Source organism: Azospirillum humicireducens (assembly GCF_001639105.2).
GTDB classification, from domain to species: domain Bacteria; phylum Pseudomonadota; class Alphaproteobacteria; order Azospirillales; family Azospirillaceae; genus Azospirillum; species Azospirillum humicireducens.
The window spans coordinates 558,148-578,413 of record NZ_CP015285.1; the positions used below are offsets into that span (position 1 = coordinate 558,148).

Annotated in this window: 16 protein-coding genes; 8 read left to right on the forward strand and 8 right to left on the reverse strand. The window is 66.5% G+C overall.

Annotated features, from left to right (window positions below; genetic code table 11):
* The first annotated feature begins 6 nt into the window (after positions 1-6).
* Together A6A40_RS02540 and A6A40_RS02545 are read left to right on the forward strand one after the other, a co-directional pair.
* Complete coding sequence (locus tag A6A40_RS02540) at positions 7-1,191, forward strand: acetate/propionate family kinase (protein WP_063633968.1); 1,185 nt, start codon at positions 7-9, stop codon at positions 1,189-1,191.
* A gap of 229 nt (positions 1,192-1,420) precedes the next feature.
* Complete coding sequence (locus A6A40_RS02545; protein WP_063633969.1) at positions 1,421-2,329, forward strand: LysR family transcriptional regulator; 909 nt, start codon at positions 1,421-1,423, stop codon at positions 2,327-2,329.
* Here the strand turns inward: A6A40_RS02545 and A6A40_RS02550 are convergent.
* Positions 2,316-2,570, reverse strand: a complete 255-nt coding sequence (locus tag A6A40_RS02550) for a hypothetical protein (protein ID WP_063633970.1) — start codon at positions 2,568-2,570, stop codon at positions 2,316-2,318. The genes A6A40_RS02545 and A6A40_RS02550 overlap by 14 nt on opposite strands.
* Positions 2,571-2,845: 275 nt before the next feature.
* On the opposite strand from A6A40_RS02550, the gene A6A40_RS30315 reads away from it, so the two are divergent.
* Positions 2,846-3,628 (forward strand): hypothetical protein, encoded by a 783-nt coding sequence (locus tag A6A40_RS30315; RefSeq protein WP_146191536.1) that lies wholly within the window; start codon positions 2,846-2,848, stop codon positions 3,626-3,628.
* Between the two features lie 141 nt (positions 3,629-3,769).
* Here A6A40_RS30315 and pgi read toward each other — a convergent pair whose 3' ends face one another.
* The 6 genes from pgi to ileS form a co-directional block, all read right to left on the reverse strand.
* Complete coding sequence (gene pgi / locus A6A40_RS02555; protein ID WP_063633971.1) at positions 3,770-5,422, reverse strand: glucose-6-phosphate isomerase; 1,653 nt, start codon at positions 5,420-5,422, stop codon at positions 3,770-3,772.
* Positions 5,423-5,739: 317 nt separating this feature from the next.
* Positions 5,740-7,011: a M16 family metallopeptidase gene (locus A6A40_RS02560; RefSeq protein ID WP_236783772.1), complete on the reverse strand. Its 1,272-nt coding sequence runs from the start codon at positions 7,009-7,011 to the stop codon at positions 5,740-5,742.
* Positions 7,012-7,304: 293 nt separating this feature from the next.
* A complete protein-coding gene (locus A6A40_RS02570) occupies positions 7,305-8,702 on the reverse strand; it encodes a M16 family metallopeptidase (protein ID WP_063633972.1) in 1,398 nt (465 codons plus the stop codon).
* A gap of 141 nt (positions 8,703-8,843) precedes the next feature.
* The gene (locus tag A6A40_RS02575; protein ID WP_082860698.1) at positions 8,844-9,434 is read right to left on the reverse strand and encodes a DUF3035 domain-containing protein; all 591 of its coding nucleotides are present in this window, start codon (positions 9,432-9,434) and stop codon (positions 8,844-8,846) included.
* A gap of 106 nt (positions 9,435-9,540) precedes the next feature.
* Entirely contained in the window at positions 9,541-10,044 is a 504-nt protein-coding gene (lspA, locus tag A6A40_RS02580) for a signal peptidase II (protein ID WP_063633973.1), read from the reverse strand.
* Positions 10,045-10,181: 137 nt separating this feature from the next.
* The gene (gene ileS, locus A6A40_RS02585; RefSeq protein WP_063633974.1) at positions 10,182-13,025 is read right to left on the reverse strand and encodes an isoleucine--tRNA ligase; all 2,844 of its coding nucleotides are present in this window, start codon (positions 13,023-13,025) and stop codon (positions 10,182-10,184) included.
* Positions 13,026-13,369: 344 nt separating this feature from the next.
* Here ileS and A6A40_RS02590 point away from each other — a divergent pair, with 344 nt between their 5' ends.
* The 5 genes from A6A40_RS02590 to A6A40_RS02610 all read left to right on the forward strand — a co-directional run bounded on the left by A6A40_RS02590 (position 13,370) and on the right by A6A40_RS02610 (position 19,450).
* A complete protein-coding gene (locus tag A6A40_RS02590) occupies positions 13,370-14,347 on the forward strand; it encodes a glycosyltransferase family 10 domain-containing protein (RefSeq protein ID WP_063633975.1) in 978 nt (325 codons plus the stop codon).
* A 7-nt stretch (positions 14,348-14,354) separates the two neighbouring features.
* Positions 14,355-15,116 (forward strand): hypothetical protein, encoded by a 762-nt coding sequence (locus tag A6A40_RS02595; RefSeq protein WP_236783707.1) that lies wholly within the window; start codon positions 14,355-14,357, stop codon positions 15,114-15,116.
* Positions 15,117-15,181: 65 nt separating this feature from the next.
* Positions 15,182-17,812, forward strand: coding sequence for a tetratricopeptide repeat protein (locus A6A40_RS02600; RefSeq protein ID WP_063633977.1), 2,631 nt, complete (start codon positions 15,182-15,184; stop codon positions 17,810-17,812).
* Positions 17,809-18,621: a galactosyltransferase-related protein gene (locus A6A40_RS02605; RefSeq protein ID WP_063633978.1), complete on the forward strand. Its 813-nt coding sequence runs from the start codon at positions 17,809-17,811 to the stop codon at positions 18,619-18,621. The genes A6A40_RS02600 and A6A40_RS02605 overlap by 4 nt, the downstream gene beginning before the upstream one ends.
* A 157-nt stretch (positions 18,622-18,778) precedes the next feature.
* Complete coding sequence (locus tag A6A40_RS02610; RefSeq protein WP_236783708.1) at positions 18,779-19,450, forward strand: FkbM family methyltransferase; 672 nt, start codon at positions 18,779-18,781, stop codon at positions 19,448-19,450.
* A 50-nt stretch (positions 19,451-19,500) separates the two neighbouring features.
* On the opposite strand, the gene A6A40_RS02615 is transcribed toward A6A40_RS02610, so the two are convergent.
* Entirely contained in the window at positions 19,501-20,184 is a 684-nt protein-coding gene (locus A6A40_RS02615; RefSeq protein ID WP_063633979.1) for an orotate phosphoribosyltransferase, read from the reverse strand.
* Positions 20,185-20,266 lie beyond the last annotated feature (82 nt).

Here is a 20,266-nt window from a genome sequence, read left to right on the forward strand (position 1 = left end):
GACGCCATGTCCAACGCGATCCTCGTCATCAATGCCGGCTCCTCCAGCCTGAAATTCTCGGTGTTCCGGGATCATGGCGACGGGGATCCGGTGGTTACCATCAACGGCCAGATCTCGGGCATCGGCACCCAGCCGGTGTTCGAGGCCAAGGACGCCCAGCGCCGCCCGCTCGCCGGAAAGACCTGGGGGGCGGGCGAGGCCAGCGACCGCACGGCGCTTCTGTCCTATCTGCTCGACTGGATCGAGGAACGGCTGGAGGGGGCGACGCTGATCGCCGCCGGCCACCGGGTGGTCCATGGCGGCGTCCGCCATGCCTCCCCTGTGCTGCTGACCTCGGCCGTGCTTGATGAGCTGGACGGTCTGGTCCCGCTTGCCCCGCTGCACCAGCCGCACAACCTCGCCGCCATCCGCGCGCTGGCCGAGGCGCATCCGGAGCTGCCGCAGGTCGCCTGCTTCGACACCGCCTTCCACCGCAACCAGCCCTGGCAGGCGCAGACCTTCGCCATCCCGCGGGAACTGACGGAGGAGGGCGTGCGCCGTTACGGCTTCCACGGCCTGTCCTACGAGTACATCTCCCGCCGTCTGCCGGAAATCGCGCCGGAACTGGGCGATTCGCGGGTGGTGGTCGCCCATCTCGGCAGCGGCGCCAGCATGTGCGCCATCCATGGCGGGCGCAGCGTCGACAGCACCATGGGCTTCACCGCGCTCGACGGCCTGCCGATGGGCACCCGCTGCGGCACCATCGATCCCGGCGTGCTGATCTACCTGATGCGCAAAGGCATGGACGCCGGCGCCATCGAGAAGATGCTGTACAACAAGTCCGGACTGCTCGGCGTGTCGGGCATCTCCAACGACATGCGTGCCCTGCTGGAGAGCAGCGACCCGCATGCGCAGGAGGCGGTGGAGCTGTTCTGCTTCCGCATCGCCAAGGAGACCGGCGCGCTGGCCGCCTCGATGGGCGGGGTTGATGCGGTGGTGTTCACCGCCGGCATCGGCGAGCGCTCCGCCCCGGTGCGGGCGCGGGTCGGCGACAAGCTGGCCTGGATGGGCGTGGAGATCGATGCGGCGGCCAACGAGGCCAATGCGGCGAAGATTTCTACTCCGGGAAGCCGCCTGCCGGTCTATGTCATCCCGACCGACGAGGAACGGATGATCGCGCTGCACACCCGCAAGGTGCTGACGGGGCGGTGAGTGTTTGTGGGGGTGTCTGCTTCGGGTGCCCCCTCCCCATCCCCCCACCTTCGGTGGGAGAGGGGGTAGGAGCTTTGTGGGAGAGCGGCGGCAGTTCCCTCTCCCGTCAAAGGCGGGGGAGGGTTAGGGAGGAGGCATCGTCAGCCGACCCCCCCCCCACATCCCCCTGGAGCCCACCCGCCATTCGGTGCTAGCACGCCCCTGACACCCAGCATCGACCGGGGAGCCCGTGGTCCGCCCCTATCTGCCGCTGAACGCCCTGCGTGCCTTCGAGGCGTCGGCGCGGCATCTCAGTTTCACCCGCGCCGCCATCGAGCTGTGCGTGACCCAGGCCGCCGTCAGCCATCAGGTCAAGCTGCTGGAGGAGCGTCTGGGCGCCAGCCTGTTCCACCGGCTGCCGCGCGGCCTTGCCCTGACCGACGAGGGCCGGGCGCTGCTGCCGACGCTGGAGGAGGCGTTCGACCGCATCGGCGGGCTGCTCGACCAGTTCGAGGGTGGGCGGTTCCGCGAGGTTCTGACGGTCGGCGCGGTCGGCACCTTCGCTGTCGGCTGGCTGCTGCCGCGGTTGACGCGCTTCCGCGAGGCGCATCCCTTCGTCGATCTGCGCCTGTCCACCAACAACAACCGCGTCGACATCGCGGCGGAGGGGCTGGACTACGCCATCCGCTTCGGCGACGGCGCGTGGCACGGCACCGACGCGGTCCACCTGTTCGACGCGCCGCTGTCGGTGCTCTGTGCGCCGGAGATCGCCCGTCGTCTGCGCGACCCCGCCGATGTCGGCCGCGAGACCCTGCTGCGCTCCTACCGGGCCGACGAATGGCCGGGCTGGTTCGCCGCCGCCGGGATGGAGCCGTCGGCCATGCCCCCGGTCAAGGGGCCGGTCTTCGATTCCTCCTCCCTGATGGTGGAGGCGGCGATCCAGGGGGCCGGGGTGGCGCTGGCCCCGGTATCGATGTTCCGCCGGCCGCTGGCGCTCGGCCTGATCGAGCAGCCCTTCGCCGTGACCGTGTGCAAGGGCGCCTACTGGCTGACCTCGCTGAAGTCGCGGCCGGGGACGCCGACCATGCGTGCCTTCCGCGACTGGCTGTTCGCCATGGTCGCGGAAGACGGCACGGACCGAGCGGTCAGGGCAGGGTGACGCGGCGCGGCGCCTGTTGCCGTTCGTCCCGACGCTGCCAGAAGCGCAGGCGCATCCGCGGCGCCATGAACCAGGCGATGGGGGCCGCCAGAACGATGCTGACGATCACCACGGTCGGCATCAGCGTCATCGCCTGCTCGGAAAAGCTGGGGACAGCCAGGACAAGGACGGTGCCGATGCCGAAGACCACACCCTGGATCATGCCGTAGATCAGGATGGCGAGGCGCAAGCGTGTGGGCATTGGGTCGCTCCGGTGAAGAGGGGTGGATTGAACTGTTCGTTTTCCAACGCTCTTGGAACACGGAAAGTTGCGCATTTTTCATTGAGACAGCATATTCTCGGAATGAGAGTAATTTCGGATTACCACTTCATTGTTAGGAGATTGCATGAGATGGTATTTCGCGATATGTTAGACGATGCGTGCCGAATCGTTGATAGATCAAGAATTCAGATCGGCAAGAACATCTTTTGATTTTTCGCTCTTTTAAGATTTATCGAAGAGGAACTCAGAAAGAAATGGCAAATTATACAAACAAAGCGGAAATATTAGCAGAGATATTCTCTATTCTTAACAAAAAATGCTCCGACATTCCAGGATTTGGTAGAACGCTTCTTCAGGCGTGGTCGGAGGTTCTTGGTGGAGATGGTAGGGATGACTATGATGTAATATTGAACATTTCAAAAGTTCGGTCTGAGCTTTATAAGCTCAGAGATCAGATAGAGTATAGCAGAAAATTTAATAACCACCAAAAAATTTGGGCTGTTAGTGTCGTCTCTCAGTTTAATGATCTTTTTGATTTTGGGAATTTTGGGAAATTTTCGAATGAATTCAAAAAAATATGTTCTGATACCAGTTGTGGAGCTTTGGGAGTGGTTGGGCATAGCTTGGGAGAGGAGTTCCGGGAGGCTCGAATCCAAGAAGCTGATGCCATTGAACTTGTAAAAATGCTTGAAGAAATAAGATCTATGCTTGAGACAAGTAGTATTTCTTTGAGTTTGAAGTATAACCTAAAAAAACACTTAAACACCATGATATGGTGGCTTAGTCATCCAGAAATCACCAACTTGCAGGATGTTTTTGAAACGGTCGGCTCTGCGATGCTCATTGCAAAGCAGATGGAGGAATACACTACGGAAGAATCTGGAATTGAGAGAGAATCTGAGAAGAAGATTGTAGATCGTGTTGGCGATGTGGCTAAAAAAATCGGCGGGATCATAGGTGTTGTTGCGCGCGGTGCGGAGGATGTTGAAAGGATTACGGATAGTGCAAGAAATCTTATTGGTGGCATCGGCCAATAAATGAATCTTTGCAAGATTCAGAGGCCGCAGTCCATATTTGAATTATCTTAGATATGTATGTAGAGAACTTAAGAGGAGGAATATTCATTTTGCATGGCCACTGCTATCGGCAGCGGCCATGCATAGAATACTAACTTAATTCTACCGGTGCGCCCGCCACCACGCCATCAGTCCGGTCGTGGAGCTGTCATGCGCTCCCTCGGCCGGACCGGCCTCCAACTCCGGCAGGATGGTGTTGGCCAGCTGCTTGCCCAGTTCCACGCCCCACTGGTCGAAGCTGTTGATGTCCCAGACGATGCCCTGGACGAAGACCTTGTGCTCGTACAGCGCGATCAGGGCGCCCAGCGTCGCCGGGGTCAGGCTTTCGATCAGGATGGTGTTGGACGGGCGGTTGCCGGGGAAGACGCGGTGGGGGACCAGGGCCTCGACGTCCTCGGGAGATTTGCCGGCCTTGGTCATCTCCGCCCGCACCTCGTCGGCGGTCTTGCCGCGCATCAGCGCCTCGGCCTGGGCGAAGACGTTGGACAGCAGGATGCGGTGATGCGCCCCGGCCTCGGCCCCGATCGGGTTGTGGGTGGTCGCCGCCGCCACGAAGTCGCAGGGGATCAGCGAGGTGCCCTGGTGGATCAGTTGGTAGAAGGCGTGCTGGCCGTTGGTGCCGGGCTCGCCGAACAGCACCGGGCCGGTCTGGTAATCCACCGGCTCGCCGCCGCGCGTTACCGACTTGCCGTTGCTCTCCATGTCCAGCTGCTGGAGATAGGCGGGGAAGCGGTGCAGATACTGGTCGTAGGGCAGCACCGCATAGGACGAGGCGTCCCAGAAATTGCGGTACCAGACGCCGAGCAGGCCCATCAGCACCGGCATGTTGCGCTCCAGCGGCGCGGTGCGGAAATGCTCGTCCATCGCGTGGGCGCCGGCCAGAAGCTCGGCGAAGCGCTCCGGCCCGATGGCGATCATGATCGGCAGGCCGATGGCCGACCACAGCGAATAGCGTCCGCCCACCCAATCCCAGAAGCCGAACATGTTGGCCGGGTCGATGCCGAACTTGCGCACCTCCGCCTCGTTGGTGGAGACGGCGACGAAATGCTTGGCGACATGCGCCTCGTCCTTCGCAGTCTCCAGGAACCAGCGGCGGGCGGAATGGGCGTTGGTCAGCGTCTCCTGCGTCGTGAAGGTCTTGGAGGCGATGACGAACAGGGTCGTCTCCGGGTCCAGCCACTTCAGCTGCTCGGCCAGATGGGTGCCGTCGACGTTGGAGACGAAATGCAGGGCGACATGGGCATGGCCGAAGGGCTTCAGCGCCTCCGTCGCCATCACGGGACCGAGGTCGGAGCCGCCGATGCCGATGTTCACCACGTCGGTGATCGGTTGGCCGGTATAGCCGCGCCATTCGCCGTCGCGCACGGAGGCGGCGAAGGCGTCCATCCGCTCCAGCACCGCGCGGACGGCCGGCATCACGTCGCGGCCATCCACCGTCACCGGACGGTCGGAGCGGTTGCGCAGGGCGGTGTGCAGCACTGCGCGCTTTTCGGTCAGGTTGATCGGCTCGCCGCCGAACATGCGGGCGCGGGCACCCTCGACATCCTGCTGGCGGGCGAGGTCGAGCAGCAGGCCGACCGTATCCCGCGTGATGCGGTTCTTCGAATAATCGAGGAACAACCCCGCGGCCTCCAGCGAGAAGGCTTTGAACCGGCCGGGGTCGGCAGCGAACAGGTCACGCATGTGCGTGCCGGCCATGTCCTGGCGATGTTGGGCGAGAGCGGCCCAGGCGGGGGAACGGGTCAGCGCGGTCATGATGCTTTGGACTCCTTGACGTCAGCGGTCCTTTGACGCGGCCCCTCTCCGGGGCGTGCGGAGCCTAGCACCGACAACCGGCAACGGCCACGGGCCAAAACGCGGCAGTCGGCGCGGTCTAACGGCCTATGCGGGGCGGCCAGTGGTGCAACCGGGCGGGAAGGGGCGAATGCTTGGGCGGAAGAGTGGCGGCGGTCCCTCCCCCGCCCGGTTCTCGCACAAAGCCTCGCTTTGTGCTGACGCGGCAGGCGGACCATAGGTCCGCTCAGAGTGGGGGAGGTTCGGTGGGGGGAGGACGCCGATGGATCGGCGGTGCCTCAGCTCCCCCCCTCGACCGTCCGCGTCGGCGACACGCCTTCGGGCTTGCCCACCAGCACGGTCAGCAGCTTCGCCGGGTCGAGCAGGCGCTGGGCGACGCGCTTGATGTCCGCCTGCGTCACCCCGTTGATGTAGCGGTCGCGCTGGTTCAGATAGTCGATTCCCAGATCGTCCCGCTTCACCTGCAGCAGGATGCGGGCGATGGCCTCGGTCGAGCCCAACTGCAGCGGGAAGGAGCCGGTCAGATAGGTCTTGGCGTCGGCCATCTCCTGGTCGGTCAGCCCGTCCTTCGCCATCCGTGCCCATTCCTGGCGGATGATGTCCAGTGCCTGTCCGGCCTTGGCGTTGACGGTGGAGCCGCCGGCCATCACCACGGCGGCATGGTCCATCGGGATCAGATAGCTGTAGACGCCGTAGCTCAGCCCGCGCTTCTCCCGCACCTCCTCCATCAGGCGGGAGCCGAAGCCGCCGCCGCCCAGCACATAGTTCATCACCGTGGCGGCGTACCAGTCGGGATCGTCGCGCTTCACCCCCGGCTGGCCCATCAGCATGACGGTCTGCGCCGTCGGGCGCGGCAGCAGGATGGTTTCGCCCAGACCGGTCATGGTGACGTCCGGGATCGGCTTCGCCTCGCTCTTCGCCGGCAGGGTGCCGAACAGCGTGTCCAACGCCTTGCCGAGATCCTCCGGCGAGATGTCGCCGGCGGCTGCAACCACCAGCCGGTCGCGGCCGAACTGCCCCTTCGCGAAGGCGCGCAGGTCGTCCGGCGTGATGGCAGGCAGCGTTTCCAGCGTGCCGCGCACCTCGCCGCCATAGGGATGGCCGGGGAAGGCGGTGGCGTAGAACTGGCGGCGCGCGACATAGTTGGGGTCGGCGAGGTCCCGCTTCAGGCTGGCCATGATCGACGCCCGCATGCGGTCCAGCGCCTCGGGCGCGAAATGCGGCTCGGTCAGCGCCAGCCGGGTCAGCTCCAGCGCTTCCCCGCGATTCTCGGTCAGGGTGCGCAACGAGCCGCTGAACCCATCACGCCCGGCGTCGAAGCCGAGGGAGATGGCCTTGTCCTGCAGCCGTGCCTGGAATGCCTGCGAGTCATAGGGGCCGGCCCCTTCGTCGAGCATGGTGGAGGCGAGGTTCGCCAACCCCTCCTTGCCCTTGGGGTCGGAGCCGCCGGCCCCGTCGAAGGTCCATTCGATCGCCAGCACCGGAACCTTATGGTCCTCGACCAGCCATGCCTCGATGCCGCCGGGGCTGACCACGCGCTTGATGTCCATGGCATGGGCGGGGGAGAGGAGAGCCAGCACCGTAACAAAGAATACCGCAGCAATCAGGCGCAGATCCCCTCTCCCCCCTGGGGAGAGGGTGAGGGGGAGCCGCGGCGAGGAGATGGTTTTCGGCATGCGCTTCGCCAATCGGGAAAAGCCACGCAGTGCATCCCCCTCACCCCGACCCTCTCCCCGCTCTCGGCGGACCAAAGGTCCGCCTGCCGCGTCAGCGCAAACGAAGTTTGCGCGTGAGCGGGGGGGAGAGGGGGAAGAAAGTCGATGGAAATGGAGTATGCTCATCCTCAACTGTCCTTTCCGGTCGGGGGCAGCAGCAGGCCGGTGACGTGGTTGGTCTGGCTCAGCACGGCGCGGGCGGCGGCGTTGACCCGATCGGCGGTGACGGCGTCGATGCGCACCGGCCAGCTTTCCACATCGTCCAGGCTCTGGCCTGTGGCGAGCGCCGCGCCCAGCGTCTGGGCCGGGCCGGTCAGGCTGTCGCGGGCATAGGCCGCGGCGGCCAGCATGCGCTTGCGGGCGGTGGCGACCTCCTCCTCCGTCACGCCGGATTTCAGCAGCTTGTCGATCTCGGCCCACAGCGCCGATTCCAGCTTGTCCATCGGCACCCCGGCGGCCGGGCTGGCACCGACGCTGAGCGTCGCCATGTCCCAGGCGGTCGCTCCATAGCCGAGCCATGCCGAGGTCGCCACCTTCTGGTCCACCACCAGGCTGCGGTAGAGGCGGGAGGTGGTGCCGCCGCTCATGATCTCTGCCAGCACCTGCAGCGCGTAGGCCTGACCGTCAGGATCGACCCGGTAGGACGGCGCGATCCAGGTCCGGCGCACCGACGGCTGCCGCACCTCCTCGTCACGCAGGACCACCTGCCGCGCGGCGCTCATCGGCGGTTCGCTCACCCGCTTGCGTTCCGGCACCGGACGGGCGGGGATGGCGCCGTAATAGCGCTCCGCCAGCGGCTTCAGCTCCGCCGCGGTGACGTCGCCGGACACCACCAGGATGGCGTTGTTGGGCGTGTACCAGGTCTTGTAGAAGCGCTCCGCCATCTCGCGCGTCAGCGCCGACATCTCCTGCGGCCAGCCGATCACCGGGGTGCCGTAGGGGTGGTGGACGAACATGGTGGCGTTGATCTGCTCGCCGATGCGGTCGGCCGGCTCGTTCTCGACGCGCTGGCGCCGCTCTTCGATGATGACGTCGCGTTCGGGATAGACCACCGCGTCGGTCAGCTTCAGGTTGGCCATTCGGTCGGCCTCCATCCGCATCACCATCTCCAGCCGGTCGCGGGCGACGTTCTGGTAATAGGCGGTGTAATCGTAGCTGGTGAAGGCGTTGTCGCGTCCGCCATTCTTGGCGACGATGCGGCTGAACTCGCCGGGCGGAATCTGCTCCGTCCCCTTGAACATCAGGTGTTCCAGGAAATGGGCGATGCCGGACTGGCCGCGCTCCTCGTCGGCGGCCCCCACCTTGTACCAGACCATGTGGGTCACGACCGGGACGCGGTGGTTGGGGACGACCACCACCTGCATGCCGTTCGACAGGGTGAAGCTTTCGGGGAAGAACACCCCCTTTTCCGCCGCAAGGGCGGGCGGCGCGGCAATCGGCGCCGGCATCAGGGGGGCGGCGACGGTCATCGTCAGCGCCAGGAATCCGGCCGCGGCGAGGCGGCGGGCTGGGAAGTAGGCGGGCATGGGGGCTCCCGGATCAGGAGGTCCGAATCGAAAGGGGCGTCCTTCGCTGGGAAGGACGCCCCCCGAAACTGGTGTGATGTCGCGCCCGGGACAAGGTTTGAACCGTCTGGTCACACGGGCCGGGGCGGTGAAGGAACCCGCTTAGAACAGGCCTTCCAGCGGAGCCTTGCGCTTGCGCTCGATCGTCGGGGTGGCGGAACCGTCCACCGACTTGCCCTGGGCCTGGGCCTCGCGCAGACGCTGCTGTTCCTTGGCCGGATCGACCACGGAAAGAGGCGGCTCCTGCGTCTGCCAGAACAGCAGCGAGTCGATCCAGCTCTTGTCGGCGATGATCAGCTGGGTGGTTTCCTGATCGACCTTGGTGCGGATGTTGGGGTCGATGCCGTCACGCGCCGCGGCCTGGGCGACCAGCGACTTCTCGCCTGCGGTCGAGCCGGCCGCCGCCTTGGCGCCGCGCGCGGAGCCGCCGAAGACGGCACCGGCGGCCATCTGGGTCGGCGTGCTGTCCTGCGGACGGGCGGCGCCGGGACGGGGCTTCGGCAGGTCCTGCAGGCTGGGCGGCAGGGTCAGCGGAGCGCGGGAAACGACGGAGAATTCGTCGGGGCTCTGGCGGTCGAGACCGATGGAGCGGCGAACATCCGAGCAGCCGGCGAGCGTCAACGCCGCAAGCGCCAGCCCAAGCAGAGGAAGCCGAGTCCGGGGGAAGGAGAGGGCGGAGGAGATGCTGGTCACGTTCGGAGGATCCCGTCGTCTGTCACGTCGTAGCGACCCGGCCCGGAGGTCGAGGCCGCATGGTCAGCGCTCGCCGGCGGTTATAACGCCACCGGCGACGGAACTCTTACGACTTTTCGCGGTCCGCGAACAGTCCGTCGATCAGCAGCAGGACCACGCCGACGCTGATTCCGCTGTCGGCCACGTTGAAGGCCCAGAAATGCCAGCCGGCGTAATGGAAATCGAGGAAGTCGACCACCGCCCCGTGCAGAAGCCGGTCGGCCACGTTGCCGACCGCGCCGCCGATGATGAAGCCAAGCGCCAAAGCCGCCAGCCGGCTTTCGGCCTGCCGCATCCACAGGACGAGGCAGACTGCGATCACCGCCGCGATTGCGCTCAGGACATAGGGCATCAGCGCCCCGCCGCTGGCGAAGGTGCCGAAGCTGACGCCGTAGTTCCAAACCAGCACGAGGTTGAAGAAGGACGTCACCTCGATGACATGCGGCACCGGCTGCATGACATGTTCGAGGATCCACCATTTGCTGCCCTGGTCGAGCACCACCACCACCACGGCGACGATCAGACCGAACAGCCAGTAGGAACGGGATTGGTTGGCGACGAAGGCGTTCATGTGAACTCCGGAAGCTGCCGCCCCCTGCCCCCGACCCTCCCCCGCTGGGCGGGGGAGGGGGATTGGTCGTCGGGCGGCGGAGTTCCCTCCCCCGTCCAACGGGGGAGGGTTAGGGTGGGGGTGATGCCGTGCCGGCCTCATGCCACCGCGTCGGCGCAGCGGACGCAGAGCGTCGGGTGGTCTTCGACCGTACCGACCTCCTCCAGGACCTTCCAGCAGCGTTCGCACTTCTCGCCGTCGGCAAGCGCCGGGGCGACGGCGATGCCGGGAACGTCCGGCAGGGTGAAGGCCCCCTCCGGCGCCGCCGCGTCCGTCACCTCGATGGCCGAGGTGATGCAGACGTCCTGAAAATCGACATCGGCCAGCAGGGCCTTGGTGGAAGCATCGACATGGACGGTCGGGTCGGCCTGCAGCGACGAGCCGATGGTCTTGTTGGCGCGCTCAAGCTCCAGCGCGCCGGTGACGACTCGGCGGACGTTGCGCACCGTCTCCCATTTGGATGCCAGCGCGTCGTCGCGCCACTCGGCCGGCACTTCCGGGAAGCCGCGCAGATGCACGCTTTCCTCGGTCCAGCCGAGACCCTGCGTCAGACCCTCGGGGCGCGCCAGCCACGCCTCTTCCGCAGTAAAGCAGAGAATCGGGGCGAGCCAGGCGGTCAGGGTGGAGAACAGATGCTCCATCACCGTCCGCACCGACCGGCGGCGCACCGAATCGACCGCGTCACAATAGAGGCTGTCCTTGCGGACATCGAAGTAGAAGGCCGACAACTCCACGGCGCAGAAGTTGTGCAGGGCGACGAACAGGGCATGGAAGTCGTAGGCCTCCACCTTCTCGCGCACCAGCGCGTCCAGCTCCGACAGGCGGTGCAGGACCCAGCGTTCCAGCTCCGGCATCTCGGCGGCGTCGATCCGCTCGGCCGGGCTGTAGTCGGCGAGCGCGCCCAGCAGGTAGCGCAGCGTGTTGCGCAGGCGGCGGTAGAGGTCGGCCTGGGTCTTGATGATCTCCTTGCCGATGCGCAGATCCTCCGAATAGTCGGAGTTGATGATCCACAGCCGCAGGATGTCGGCGCCATACTGGTCGCAGACCTCCTGCGGGGCCACCACGTTGCCCAGCGACTTGGACATCTTGCGGCCCTGCTCGTCGAGCACGAAGCCGTGGGTCAGCACCGCATTGTAGGGCGCCCGGCCGCGCGTGCCGCAGCTTTCCAGCAGCGAGGAGTGGAACCAGCCGCGATGCTGGTCGGAGCCTTCCAGATAGAGGTCGGCCGGCCAGGCCAGCTCCTCCAGCCGCTGTTCCAGCACGAAGGCGTGGGAGGAGCCCGACTCGAACCAGACGTCGACGATGTCGCGGACCTGCTCGAAATCCTCGGCGGCATAGCCGTTGCCGAGGAAATCCTGCGGGTCGCGGGCGAACCAGGCGTCGGCGCCCTCCTGCTGGAAGATGTCGGCGATGCGGGCGAACACCGCCTCGTCACGCAGAACCTCGCCGGTCGCCTTGCGGACGAACAGGGCGATCGGTACGCCCCAGGCGCGCTGGCGGCTGATGCACCAGTCCGGACGGCTCTCGATCATCGAGCGGATGCGGTTCTCGCCCTGCGACGGGACCCAGCGGGTGTCGGAGATCGCCTGCAGCGCCACCTTGCGCAGGTCGTTCGTCTCCATCGAGATGAACCACTGCGGCGTGGTGCGGAAGATCAGCGGCGCCTTGGAGCGCCAGCTGTGCGGATAGCTGTGCTTGATCCGGTTGCTGGCCAGCAGCGACCCGACCTCCCCGAACGCCTCCAGCACCGCCTTGTTGGCAGGGCCGGGCTTGCCCTGGTCGGTGTAGACGGCGAGACCGGCGAACAGCGGGACATGGGCGTAATAGCGCCCGTCCTCGCCCACCGTCTGCGGCACCTCGATGCCGTTGGCCTGGCCCAGGCGGAAGTCGTCCTCGCCATGGCCGGGGGCGATATGGACGAAGCCCGAACCGGCGTCGGTCGTCACGAAGTCGCCGGCCAGCAGCGGCACCTTGAAGTCGTAGCCCTTGCCGTTCAGCGGGTGACGGCAATAGGTGCCTGCGAGCCGCGAGCCGGGGAAGCGGTGCAGCTGCTTCCACTCGGTGATGCCGGTCTCCTGAGCCACGCTCTCGGCCAGCGCGGTGGCGAGCACGAGGCGTTCACCGACCACCGCCTTGGCTCCATCGGCGACCGCCGTGACCTTGAAGGTCGCGTATTCGATCTCGTCGCCATAGGCGATGGCGCGGTTGCCCGGCAGGGTCCAGGGGGTGGTCGTCCAGATGACGATGCTGGCCTCGTCCACCTCCGGCGCCGCGGAGCCCCAGACGGGGAAGCGGGCGAAAACGGTGGTGGAGGTGTGGTCGTGGTATTCGACCTCGGCGTCGGCCAGCGCGGTCTTCTCCACCACCGACCACATGACCGGCTTGAAGCCCTTGTAGAGGCCGCCGTTCAGCGCGAACTTGTGGATCTCGCGGACGATCTGCGCCTCGGCCGGGAAGGTCATGGTGGCGTAGGGTTGCTTCCAGTCGCCCTCCACGCCCAGCCGGCGGAACTCGGCGGCCTGGATGCCGACCCACTCCTCGGCGAACTGGCGGCATTCGGCGCGGAACTGGATGATCGGCACGTCATCCTTGTTCTTGCCGGCCTTGCGGTACTTCTCCTCGATCTTCCATTCGATGGGCAGGCCGTGGCAGTCCCAGCCTGGGACATAGTCGGCGTCGAAGCCCTGCATCTGGCGGAAGCGGACGATGACGTCCTTCAGGATCTTGTTGACGGCGTGGCCGATGTGGATGTTGCCGTTGGCATAGGGAGGGCCGTCATGCAGAACGAACTTCTTGCGGCCCTTGGCGCCGGCGCGCAGCTTGCCGAACAGGTCCATTTCGGCCCAGCGCTTCAGCAGCTCGGGCTCCTTCGTCGGCAGGCCGCCGCGCATGGGGAAGTCGGTGCGGGGCAGGAAGACGGTCGATTTGTAATCGCGGGTCATATCGGATCCCTGGGGGAAAGCATCACCGTCGGGCGGCGGCCGGCAGGACTGGCCGTGGCGCCGCCCGGAACACAGCAGGTCTCTATCCCGGCCCTCCTCAGAGAGCCGGGCCGGTAATTCGCGCGCGATGCGCCGGAGCGCACATCATCGGGATCCGCAGTGAGACGTCCATGGCGCGGGATATTAGCGGCGTGTGCGGTGCGGTCAAGGACGGCTCACGCCGCTGCGGAGCGCGGCAGGGTCCGAAAAATCCGCTGGTCATGGGAGTGCCGCAAATCTAGGGTGTCACCGCCGGGGTATCCGGCACAGGGAAGTTCGCGGCACGCGTAAGGGCATCGGCGGGCATGATCGATCCACGGACAAGCGATTTCCTGGCCGAATATCTCGCTTCCGCCAACGGGGATCCCGCGACTCTCGACCGATTCCTCCTGTACGGACCGGACCACGGTAGCCGCAGCATCCGGCCTCGGCTGAAGATCGCCTTCTTCGACTTCTGGCCGGAGTTCGATCCCTCCACGAATTTCTTCGTCGAGATCCTGTCGAGCCGCTTCGACCTTTCCGTCGTCGAGAACGACTGCGACCTCGCCATCGTGTCGGTGTTCGGCACCCGCCATCGCGAGGCGCGGACGGCCCGGTCGCTGTTCTTCACCGGCGAGAATGTGCGTCCCCCGCTCGACGGCGTCGACATGTCGGTGTCGTTCGACCGCATCGACGATCCCCGGCATTTCCGTTTGCCGCTCTATGTCATGCATGCCTGGGAGCACAGGCGCGAGGGGGCGACGCCGCATTTCTGCCATCCGGTCCTGCCGCCGGTGCCGCCGACGCGGGAGGAGGCGGCCAAGCGGAAGTTCTGCGCCTTCCTCTACAAGAATCCCAACTGCGCCCGCCGCAACGACTTCTTCCAGAGGCTCTGCGCCCGGCGCCATGTGGAGTCGGTGGGCTGGCTGCTGAACAACACCGGCAGCGTCGTCAAGATGGGCTGGCTGCCGAAGATCCGGGTCTTCTCCCGCTACCGCTTCGCCTTCGCCTTCGAGAATGCCTCGTATCCCGGCTATCTGACCGAGAAGATCCTCGACGCCTTCCAGGCCGGCGCGGTGCCGCTCTATTGGGGGGATCCCGGCGTGTTGCGCGATGTCGCCGCCGGCAGCTTCATCGACATGTCGCACTATTCCTCCGACGAGGAGGCGATCGACGCCATCCTGGCTGTCGACGACGATTACGACACCTACCGCCGCTACCGCAGCACGGCACCCTTCCTCGGCACGGAGGATTTCTACTTCGATGCCTACCGGCTGGCCGAATGGATCGAAAGCCGCCTGTGAGCGACGCGTGTGGAAAAGCCGCCTTGCGGTGGCGGGGGAGCGGGCGATGAAGCGGGTGCTGCTGAACTATGCCGACGGTGCCTTCACCACGGCCCAGAAATACAACGGCAGGACCGGGCTGGAGGTCGGCGGCTTCGACGAGGTGGCGATGATGGGGCGGGGCCGCATCGATGCCGCATTCGCCGCCCGCAACCGGCATATCCTGGAGCAGCCGCGCGGGGCCGGCTATTGGCTGTGGAAGCCCTATTTCATCGACCTCATGCTGCGCAAGCATTTGCAGGACGGCGACATCCTGTTCTATAGCGACAGCGGAGCCCATTTCGTCCACAACGCCGAGCCCGTGATCGAACTCTGCCGTCAGCGGCGCGATCTGCCGGTCCTGCTGTTCACGCTGGATGACCATCACAGCAACCGGGCCTGGACGAAGCGCGACTGCTTTCATTTCATGGGGCAGGACCGGCCGGCCTTCACCGACGCGCCGCAGATCCTCGCCAGCTTCATCGTTTGCGAACGCGGGCCGGAAAGCATGGACTTCGTGTCCCAGTGGCTGCGCTATGCCCAGGACGCCCGGCTGATCACCGACGCGCCCAACGAATGCGGCCTGCCGAACTATCCGGAGTTCCGCGACCATCGCCATGACCAGAGCATTCTCAGCCTGCTTGGCCGCCGCCACGGCGTGACCGCAATCCCCGACATCTCGCAATGGGGGGACGGCCGCCGTCCGGCCGAGATTCCCCGCATCCTGGAACACACGCGCTGGCGCGCCTAGGGCCGGCTATGGCAGACAACGAGCCGGACCCATCCCCGTCAACCGTCAGTAGCGATCGGCAGCGCATGACCAGCTTCACCCGCGCCGTGGCCGCGGAAAACAGCGGCAATCTCGAGGAGGCGAGGGCCCGCTACCTCGAAGTTCTGCAGGCCGAGCCGCAGAATCCAAGGGCCTTGCACCGGCTGGGTATGGTCGAATTGCGGCTGGGCCGCCCGCGCGAGGCGGTGATCCTGTTCCAGAAGTCGCTCTCCATCGCCAAGGACCTGGAGGTCTATCTCGATTTCGGCGCCGCCATGGCCGCCATGGCCCGCTGGGATGCGACGGCGGCGGTCTATGCGGCGGCGCTGCGGGTCGCCCCGGCCTCGGTCGATGCCCATTACGGGCTTGCGCTGGCGCTCCACCGGCAAGGCCGCCCGCAGGATGCCGAGCCCCATTACCGCCAGGTGCTGGCCACCCATTCCCACCTTGGGGAGGTCCACAACAACCTCGGCGTCGCCCTGCAGGATCTCGGTCGTTTCGCGGAGGCCGCTGCCGCCCACCGCGAGGCTGCGCGGCTCGATCCTGCAGATGCGGCGGCCTGGTCCAAGCTGGGGGTGGTGCTTCACCGGATGGGGCAGGGTGTCGAGGCGGAGGCCGCACTCCGCAAGGCGGTCGGCTTCGCCCCCCAGGATGCGGACAACTGGCACAACCTGACCGGACTGCTCGACGCCGCCGGCCGTTCCGCCGAGGCGTTCGCCGCCGGCCGTCTTGCGGTGGCGCTCGATCCGGCAAGCGCACGGAACTGGCTGGCGCTGGGCAACGCCGCCCGTGCGGGGGAGCGGCGGGAGGAGGCATGGCGCGCGGCCTCTGCCGCGGTCCGGCTGGAGCCGTCCGACCCGGCGGCACGCAACAATCTCGCCAATGCCCTGCGGGACCTCGGCCGCCTGCGCGATGCCGTGGCCCATTACCGCGCCGCGCTGGACCTGCAGCCCGATTTCCCGGTGGCCGAGATCAATCTGGCGCTGCTGCTGTCGAGCCTGCGCGATGCCGACGGTGCGCTGGCGGTTCTCATGGCTCTGCTGGCCCGCCAGCCGGACAATGGCGAGGCGTGGCGGCGGCTGGGCGGCGTGCTGGCCGAGGCTGTCCGTCCCGATGCCGCCGTCGCCGTCCTGCGCAAGGCCGTCGCCCTCGGCCCCGGAGAGCCGGATGTCCATGCCGATCTGGCGATGGCCGCCGCGATGGCCGGCTGGAGCTCGGTATCGGTGGACGCCTGCCGCCGGGTGCTGCGGCTGGTTCCGGACCATGCCGCGGCCTTGGGCCAGCTCGTCCACCAGCAGAGGCTTGTGTGCTACTGGCGCGATCTGGACCGGCTGGAGGAAGCGCTCCTCCGGCGCGTTCGCGCGGGGGCGGAGGGTGTGTCGCCCTTCGATGTCCTGTCCTGCGCTTCGACCCTGGCCGATCAGCAGTCGGCTGCGGCCCGATGGGCGGCGGCGAAGGCCCGCGGTGCCGTTCCGGTGGCCCGGCCGGCTGCGGTCGTGCGCGACGGGCGCCTGCGGATCGGCTATCTGTCGGCGGATTTCCGCGAGCATGCCATGGGCCACCTGATGGTCGATGCCCTGGAGACGCATGATCGCTCCCATTTCGCCATCACCGCCTATTCGACCGGCATCGACGACGGCAGTGCACTGCGCCGGCGGTTCGAGCGGGGGATCGAGCGCTTCGTCGAGCTGCGCCGCCATACCGACGCCGATGCGGCGCAGGCGATCACGGCGGACGGCATCGACATCCTGGTCGACCTGACCGGTTTCACCACCTTCTCGCGCACCTCGATCCTGGCGGCGCGCCCGGCCCCGGTGCAGGTCAATTGGCTGGGCTATCCGGGCACGTTGGGGGCGGAGTATGTCGACTACATCGTCGCCGATCCCACGGTGATCGCTCCGGGCGAGGAGAGGAACTTCACCGAGCGGGTGGTGCGGCTGCCGGACTGCTACCAGCCCAACGACCGCCGGCGCTCCATTGCCGAAGCCACGCCGACGCGCGCGGATTGCGGACTGCCGGCCGACGGCTTCGTCTTCTGCTGCTTCAACAGCGCCTACAAGCTGACTCCCGCCCTGTTCGATGGCTGGGCGCGAATCCTGGCGGCGGTTCCGGGCAGTGTGCTGTGGCTTTATGCAGGGAATCCCCAGGTGATCGCCAACCTGCGCCGCGAGGGCGAGGCCCGCGGTCTCGAGTCCAATCGGCTCGTCTTCGCCAAGCCCTTGCCCCATGCCGAGCATCTGGCGCGGCACCGGCTGGCCGACCTGTTCCTCGACACTCTTCCCTACAACGCCCACACCACGGCCAGCGACGCCCTGTGGGCGGGCCTGCCGGTGCTGACGCGGCGCGGCACGACCTTCGCCGGACGGGTGGCGGCCAGCCTGCTGCGGGCGGCCGGACTGCCCGACCTGATCGTCGACGATCAGGAGGCGTATGAGACCGCGGCGGTGGACCTCGCCCGCTCGCCCGACCGGCTCCGCGACCTGCGGCAGCGGCTGGCGCGCAACCGGCCGGACTGCCCGCTGTTCGACACGCCGCGCTTCACCCGCCATCTGGAGGCGGCCTACCGGGCGATGTGGGACATTCGTCAGGGCGGCGGTGCGCCAAGGCCGATCACCATCGCGGCCGGCGACACCGGCGGTCCGAAATCCGCCATACAGGGAGAAGGGGAGGCCAGATGACGACCGGCGACAACGCAGGCAAGCGGCTCCACATCGTCGTCCCCTACCGGGATCGCGAAAGCCATCTCCGGCAGTTCGTTCCGCGGGTGAGCGCCTATTTCGACCGGCTGGTCCCACGGATCGATTATCGCGTGACCATCGTGGAGCAGGAGGCCGGGCTTCCCTTCAACCGGGGCGCCCTGAAGAATGCCGGCTTTCTGCTGGGCGAGGAATGGACCGACTACACCTGTCTGCACGACGTCGATTACCTGCCGGTCGATGCCGACTATTCCTGGGCCGACTGCCCCACTCCGATCCTGTGGTACGGGGCCGAGCAGAGGCCGGTCGCACCGGGACGGTCGGACCGCACGGTGACGACCAACCTGGAAAGCACGATGGGCGGCGCACTGTTGATGCCGAACGCGGTGATGCGGCAGGTCGACGGCTATTCCAACGCCTTCTGGGGCTGGGGCTACGAAGATTTCGATTTCTCGCTGCGCATCCGGGCGCGCCGCATCCCGACCGGCCGGCGCAAGGGGCGTTTCCAGCCGCTCGACCACGACAATGACGGCTTCACACCGGATGCGGCGCCGTCTCCCATTTCCCTGGTCAACCGCCGTGTCTTTCAGGAGCTTTGGTCCGGCGGCAAGATTCCGGCGGGCGACGGGCTGTCCACCCTGTCCTTCGACCTGCTGGACCGCCGCCCCTGTGCGGACGGCACCGCAGGGGCGCAGGGGCGTTGGGAAATCGTCCGCGTCAGGTTCAATCATCGTCCACGGCCGGAGCAGGAGGCGGCCGACGCCGCGCACGGCGCCTCCGGGGGCGGGTGAGGGGGGCGGTACATGAGGTGGCTTGTCTTTTGGCAGATAGCGGACTTTGAGATCGATTCCGGCCGAAGGACCGGTCAATTGAAAGCGGGACAAGCATGAGCGACGCGCCTGTAGACAGCTTGCGCCCGCGGACGAGACTGCCTGCACCTATCTTGCGGTGGCTCCACGCAACTGGCAGCGGCTGTTCACCCGCGACCGGTCGATGTTCCGCTATTCGGAGCTGTTTCCATGCTATGGCGTCGTCCCACGCGGGATCGTCCATATCGGTGCGCATGAGGGCGAGGAATACACGCAGTATGTCGAGGCCGGCTGCCGCCGGATTCTGTTCGTGGAGGCCGATCCGGACACCTATGCCCGGCTTGCGCCGCGCTTTGCCGGAAATCCGGACGTCACCTGCATCAACCGCGCGGTGTCGGATCGTGCCGGACGGCTTCCCTTCTCGCGAATGAGCGGCAGCCAGTCCAGCTCGCTGCTGCCCCCGAAGGAGCATCTGGACGTCTATCCCGGCATCACGTTGACCGGCACCATCGAGGTCGATGCGGCTCCTCTGCCCGACCTGCTGAGGGAATTCGCCATCGATGCCGGCGGCTACAACGTGCTGGCCATCGACACCCAGGGGGCGGAGCGGATGATCCTGGCCGGCTGCGGTGCCCTGCTCGGGCGTTTCGACGCCGTATCCGTGGAGGTGAACTATGCCGAGCTTTACGAGGGCTGCGGCCGGATCGCCGACATCGACGATCTGCTGTTCCCCCATGGCTATGACCGGGTGGAAGAGATCAGCCCCTTTCATCACAGCTGGGGCGACGCCTTTTACGTTCGCCGCCGCTGACGGCGCTCCATAGAGGGGACGGGGGCGGCTGTCGCCACCCCCGCCAGCGATCACATGCTCGACTTGCCGCCATGGGCCGACGACCAGCCGACCGGGTCGTTCAGGAATTTCTCGACCTCGGACAGGGTATTCTCGTCGAAATAGCGGTTGTCGCGGGCGACCTTCAGCACGTCCCACCAGGTGCACAGCGCGTGCAGGCGCACGCCGATGGCGTCCATGTTGACCTTCGACTGCGGGAAGATGCCGTAGTGGAAGATGACGAAGGTGTCGGTCACCTGGGCGCCGCCGTTGCGCAGCGCGGTGACGAAGTTCTCCTTGCTCTTGCCGTCGGTCGCCAGATCCTCGACCAGCAGGACGCGCTGCCCCTCGGTCAGCAATCCTTCGATCTGGGCGTTGCGGCCGAAGCCCTTGGGTTTCTTGCGCACATACTGCATCGGCAGTTCCAGCCGGTCGGCGATCCAGGCGGCGAAGGGAATGCCGGCGGTCTCGCCGCCTGCCACCGCGTCGATGGCCTCATAGCCGATCTCGCGCTCGATCGTGGCGACGGCGAAATCCATCAGCGCCTTGCGGGCGCGCGGGAAGGACACGATGCGGCGGCAGTCGGTGTAGACCGGGCTGGCCCAACCCGAGGTGAAGATGAAGGGCGTCTCGGCGTTGAAGTGCAGCGCCTTGATCTCCAGCAGGATCTTGGCCGCGGTGGCGGCGATGGTGGCCTGATCGGGCAGGGACGACATGACGGGGGCTCCGGGAAAACGGTGATCGCCGCCCTGTGTAGCGGGGGAGGGCGCGATTCGCAATTCCCGACGATCCCCCGCG

Excerpts from the sequence above, each read along its gene's own strand:
- ileS (WP_063633974.1), bottom strand. The coding sequence starts at position 13,025 with ATGACCCGCGATTACAAATCGACCGTCTTCCTGCCCCGCACCGACTTC.
- A6A40_RS02550 (WP_063633970.1), bottom strand. The coding sequence starts at position 2,570 with ATGCCCACACGCTTGCGCCTCGCCATCCTGATCTACGGCATGATCCAG.
- A6A40_RS02570 (WP_063633972.1), bottom strand. The coding sequence starts at position 8,702 with ATGCCCGCCTACTTCCCAGCCCGCCGCCTCGCCGCGGCCGGATTCCTG.
- A6A40_RS02560 (WP_236783772.1), bottom strand. The coding sequence starts at position 7,011 with ATGGACATCAAGCGCGTGGTCAGCCCCGGCGGCATCGAGGCATGGCTG.
- A6A40_RS02605 (WP_063633978.1), top strand. The coding sequence starts at position 17,809 with ATGACGACCGGCGACAACGCAGGCAAGCGGCTCCACATCGTCGTCCCC.
- A6A40_RS30315 (WP_146191536.1), top strand. The coding sequence starts at position 2,846 with ATGGCAAATTATACAAACAAAGCGGAAATATTAGCAGAGATATTCTCT.
- A6A40_RS02600 (WP_063633977.1), top strand. The coding sequence starts at position 15,182 with ATGACCAGCTTCACCCGCGCCGTGGCCGCGGAAAACAGCGGCAATCTC.
- A6A40_RS02615 (WP_063633979.1), bottom strand. The coding sequence starts at position 20,184 with ATGTCGTCCCTGCCCGATCAGGCCACCATCGCCGCCACCGCGGCCAAG.
- A6A40_RS02590 (WP_063633975.1), top strand. The coding sequence starts at position 13,370 with ATGATCGATCCACGGACAAGCGATTTCCTGGCCGAATATCTCGCTTCC.
- A6A40_RS02540 (WP_063633968.1), top strand. The coding sequence starts at position 7 with ATGTCCAACGCGATCCTCGTCATCAATGCCGGCTCCTCCAGCCTGAAA.
- lspA (WP_063633973.1), bottom strand. The coding sequence starts at position 10,044 with ATGAACGCCTTCGTCGCCAACCAATCCCGTTCCTACTGGCTGTTCGGT.
- pgi (WP_063633971.1), bottom strand. The coding sequence starts at position 5,422 with ATGACCGCGCTGACCCGTTCCCCCGCCTGGGCCGCTCTCGCCCAACAT.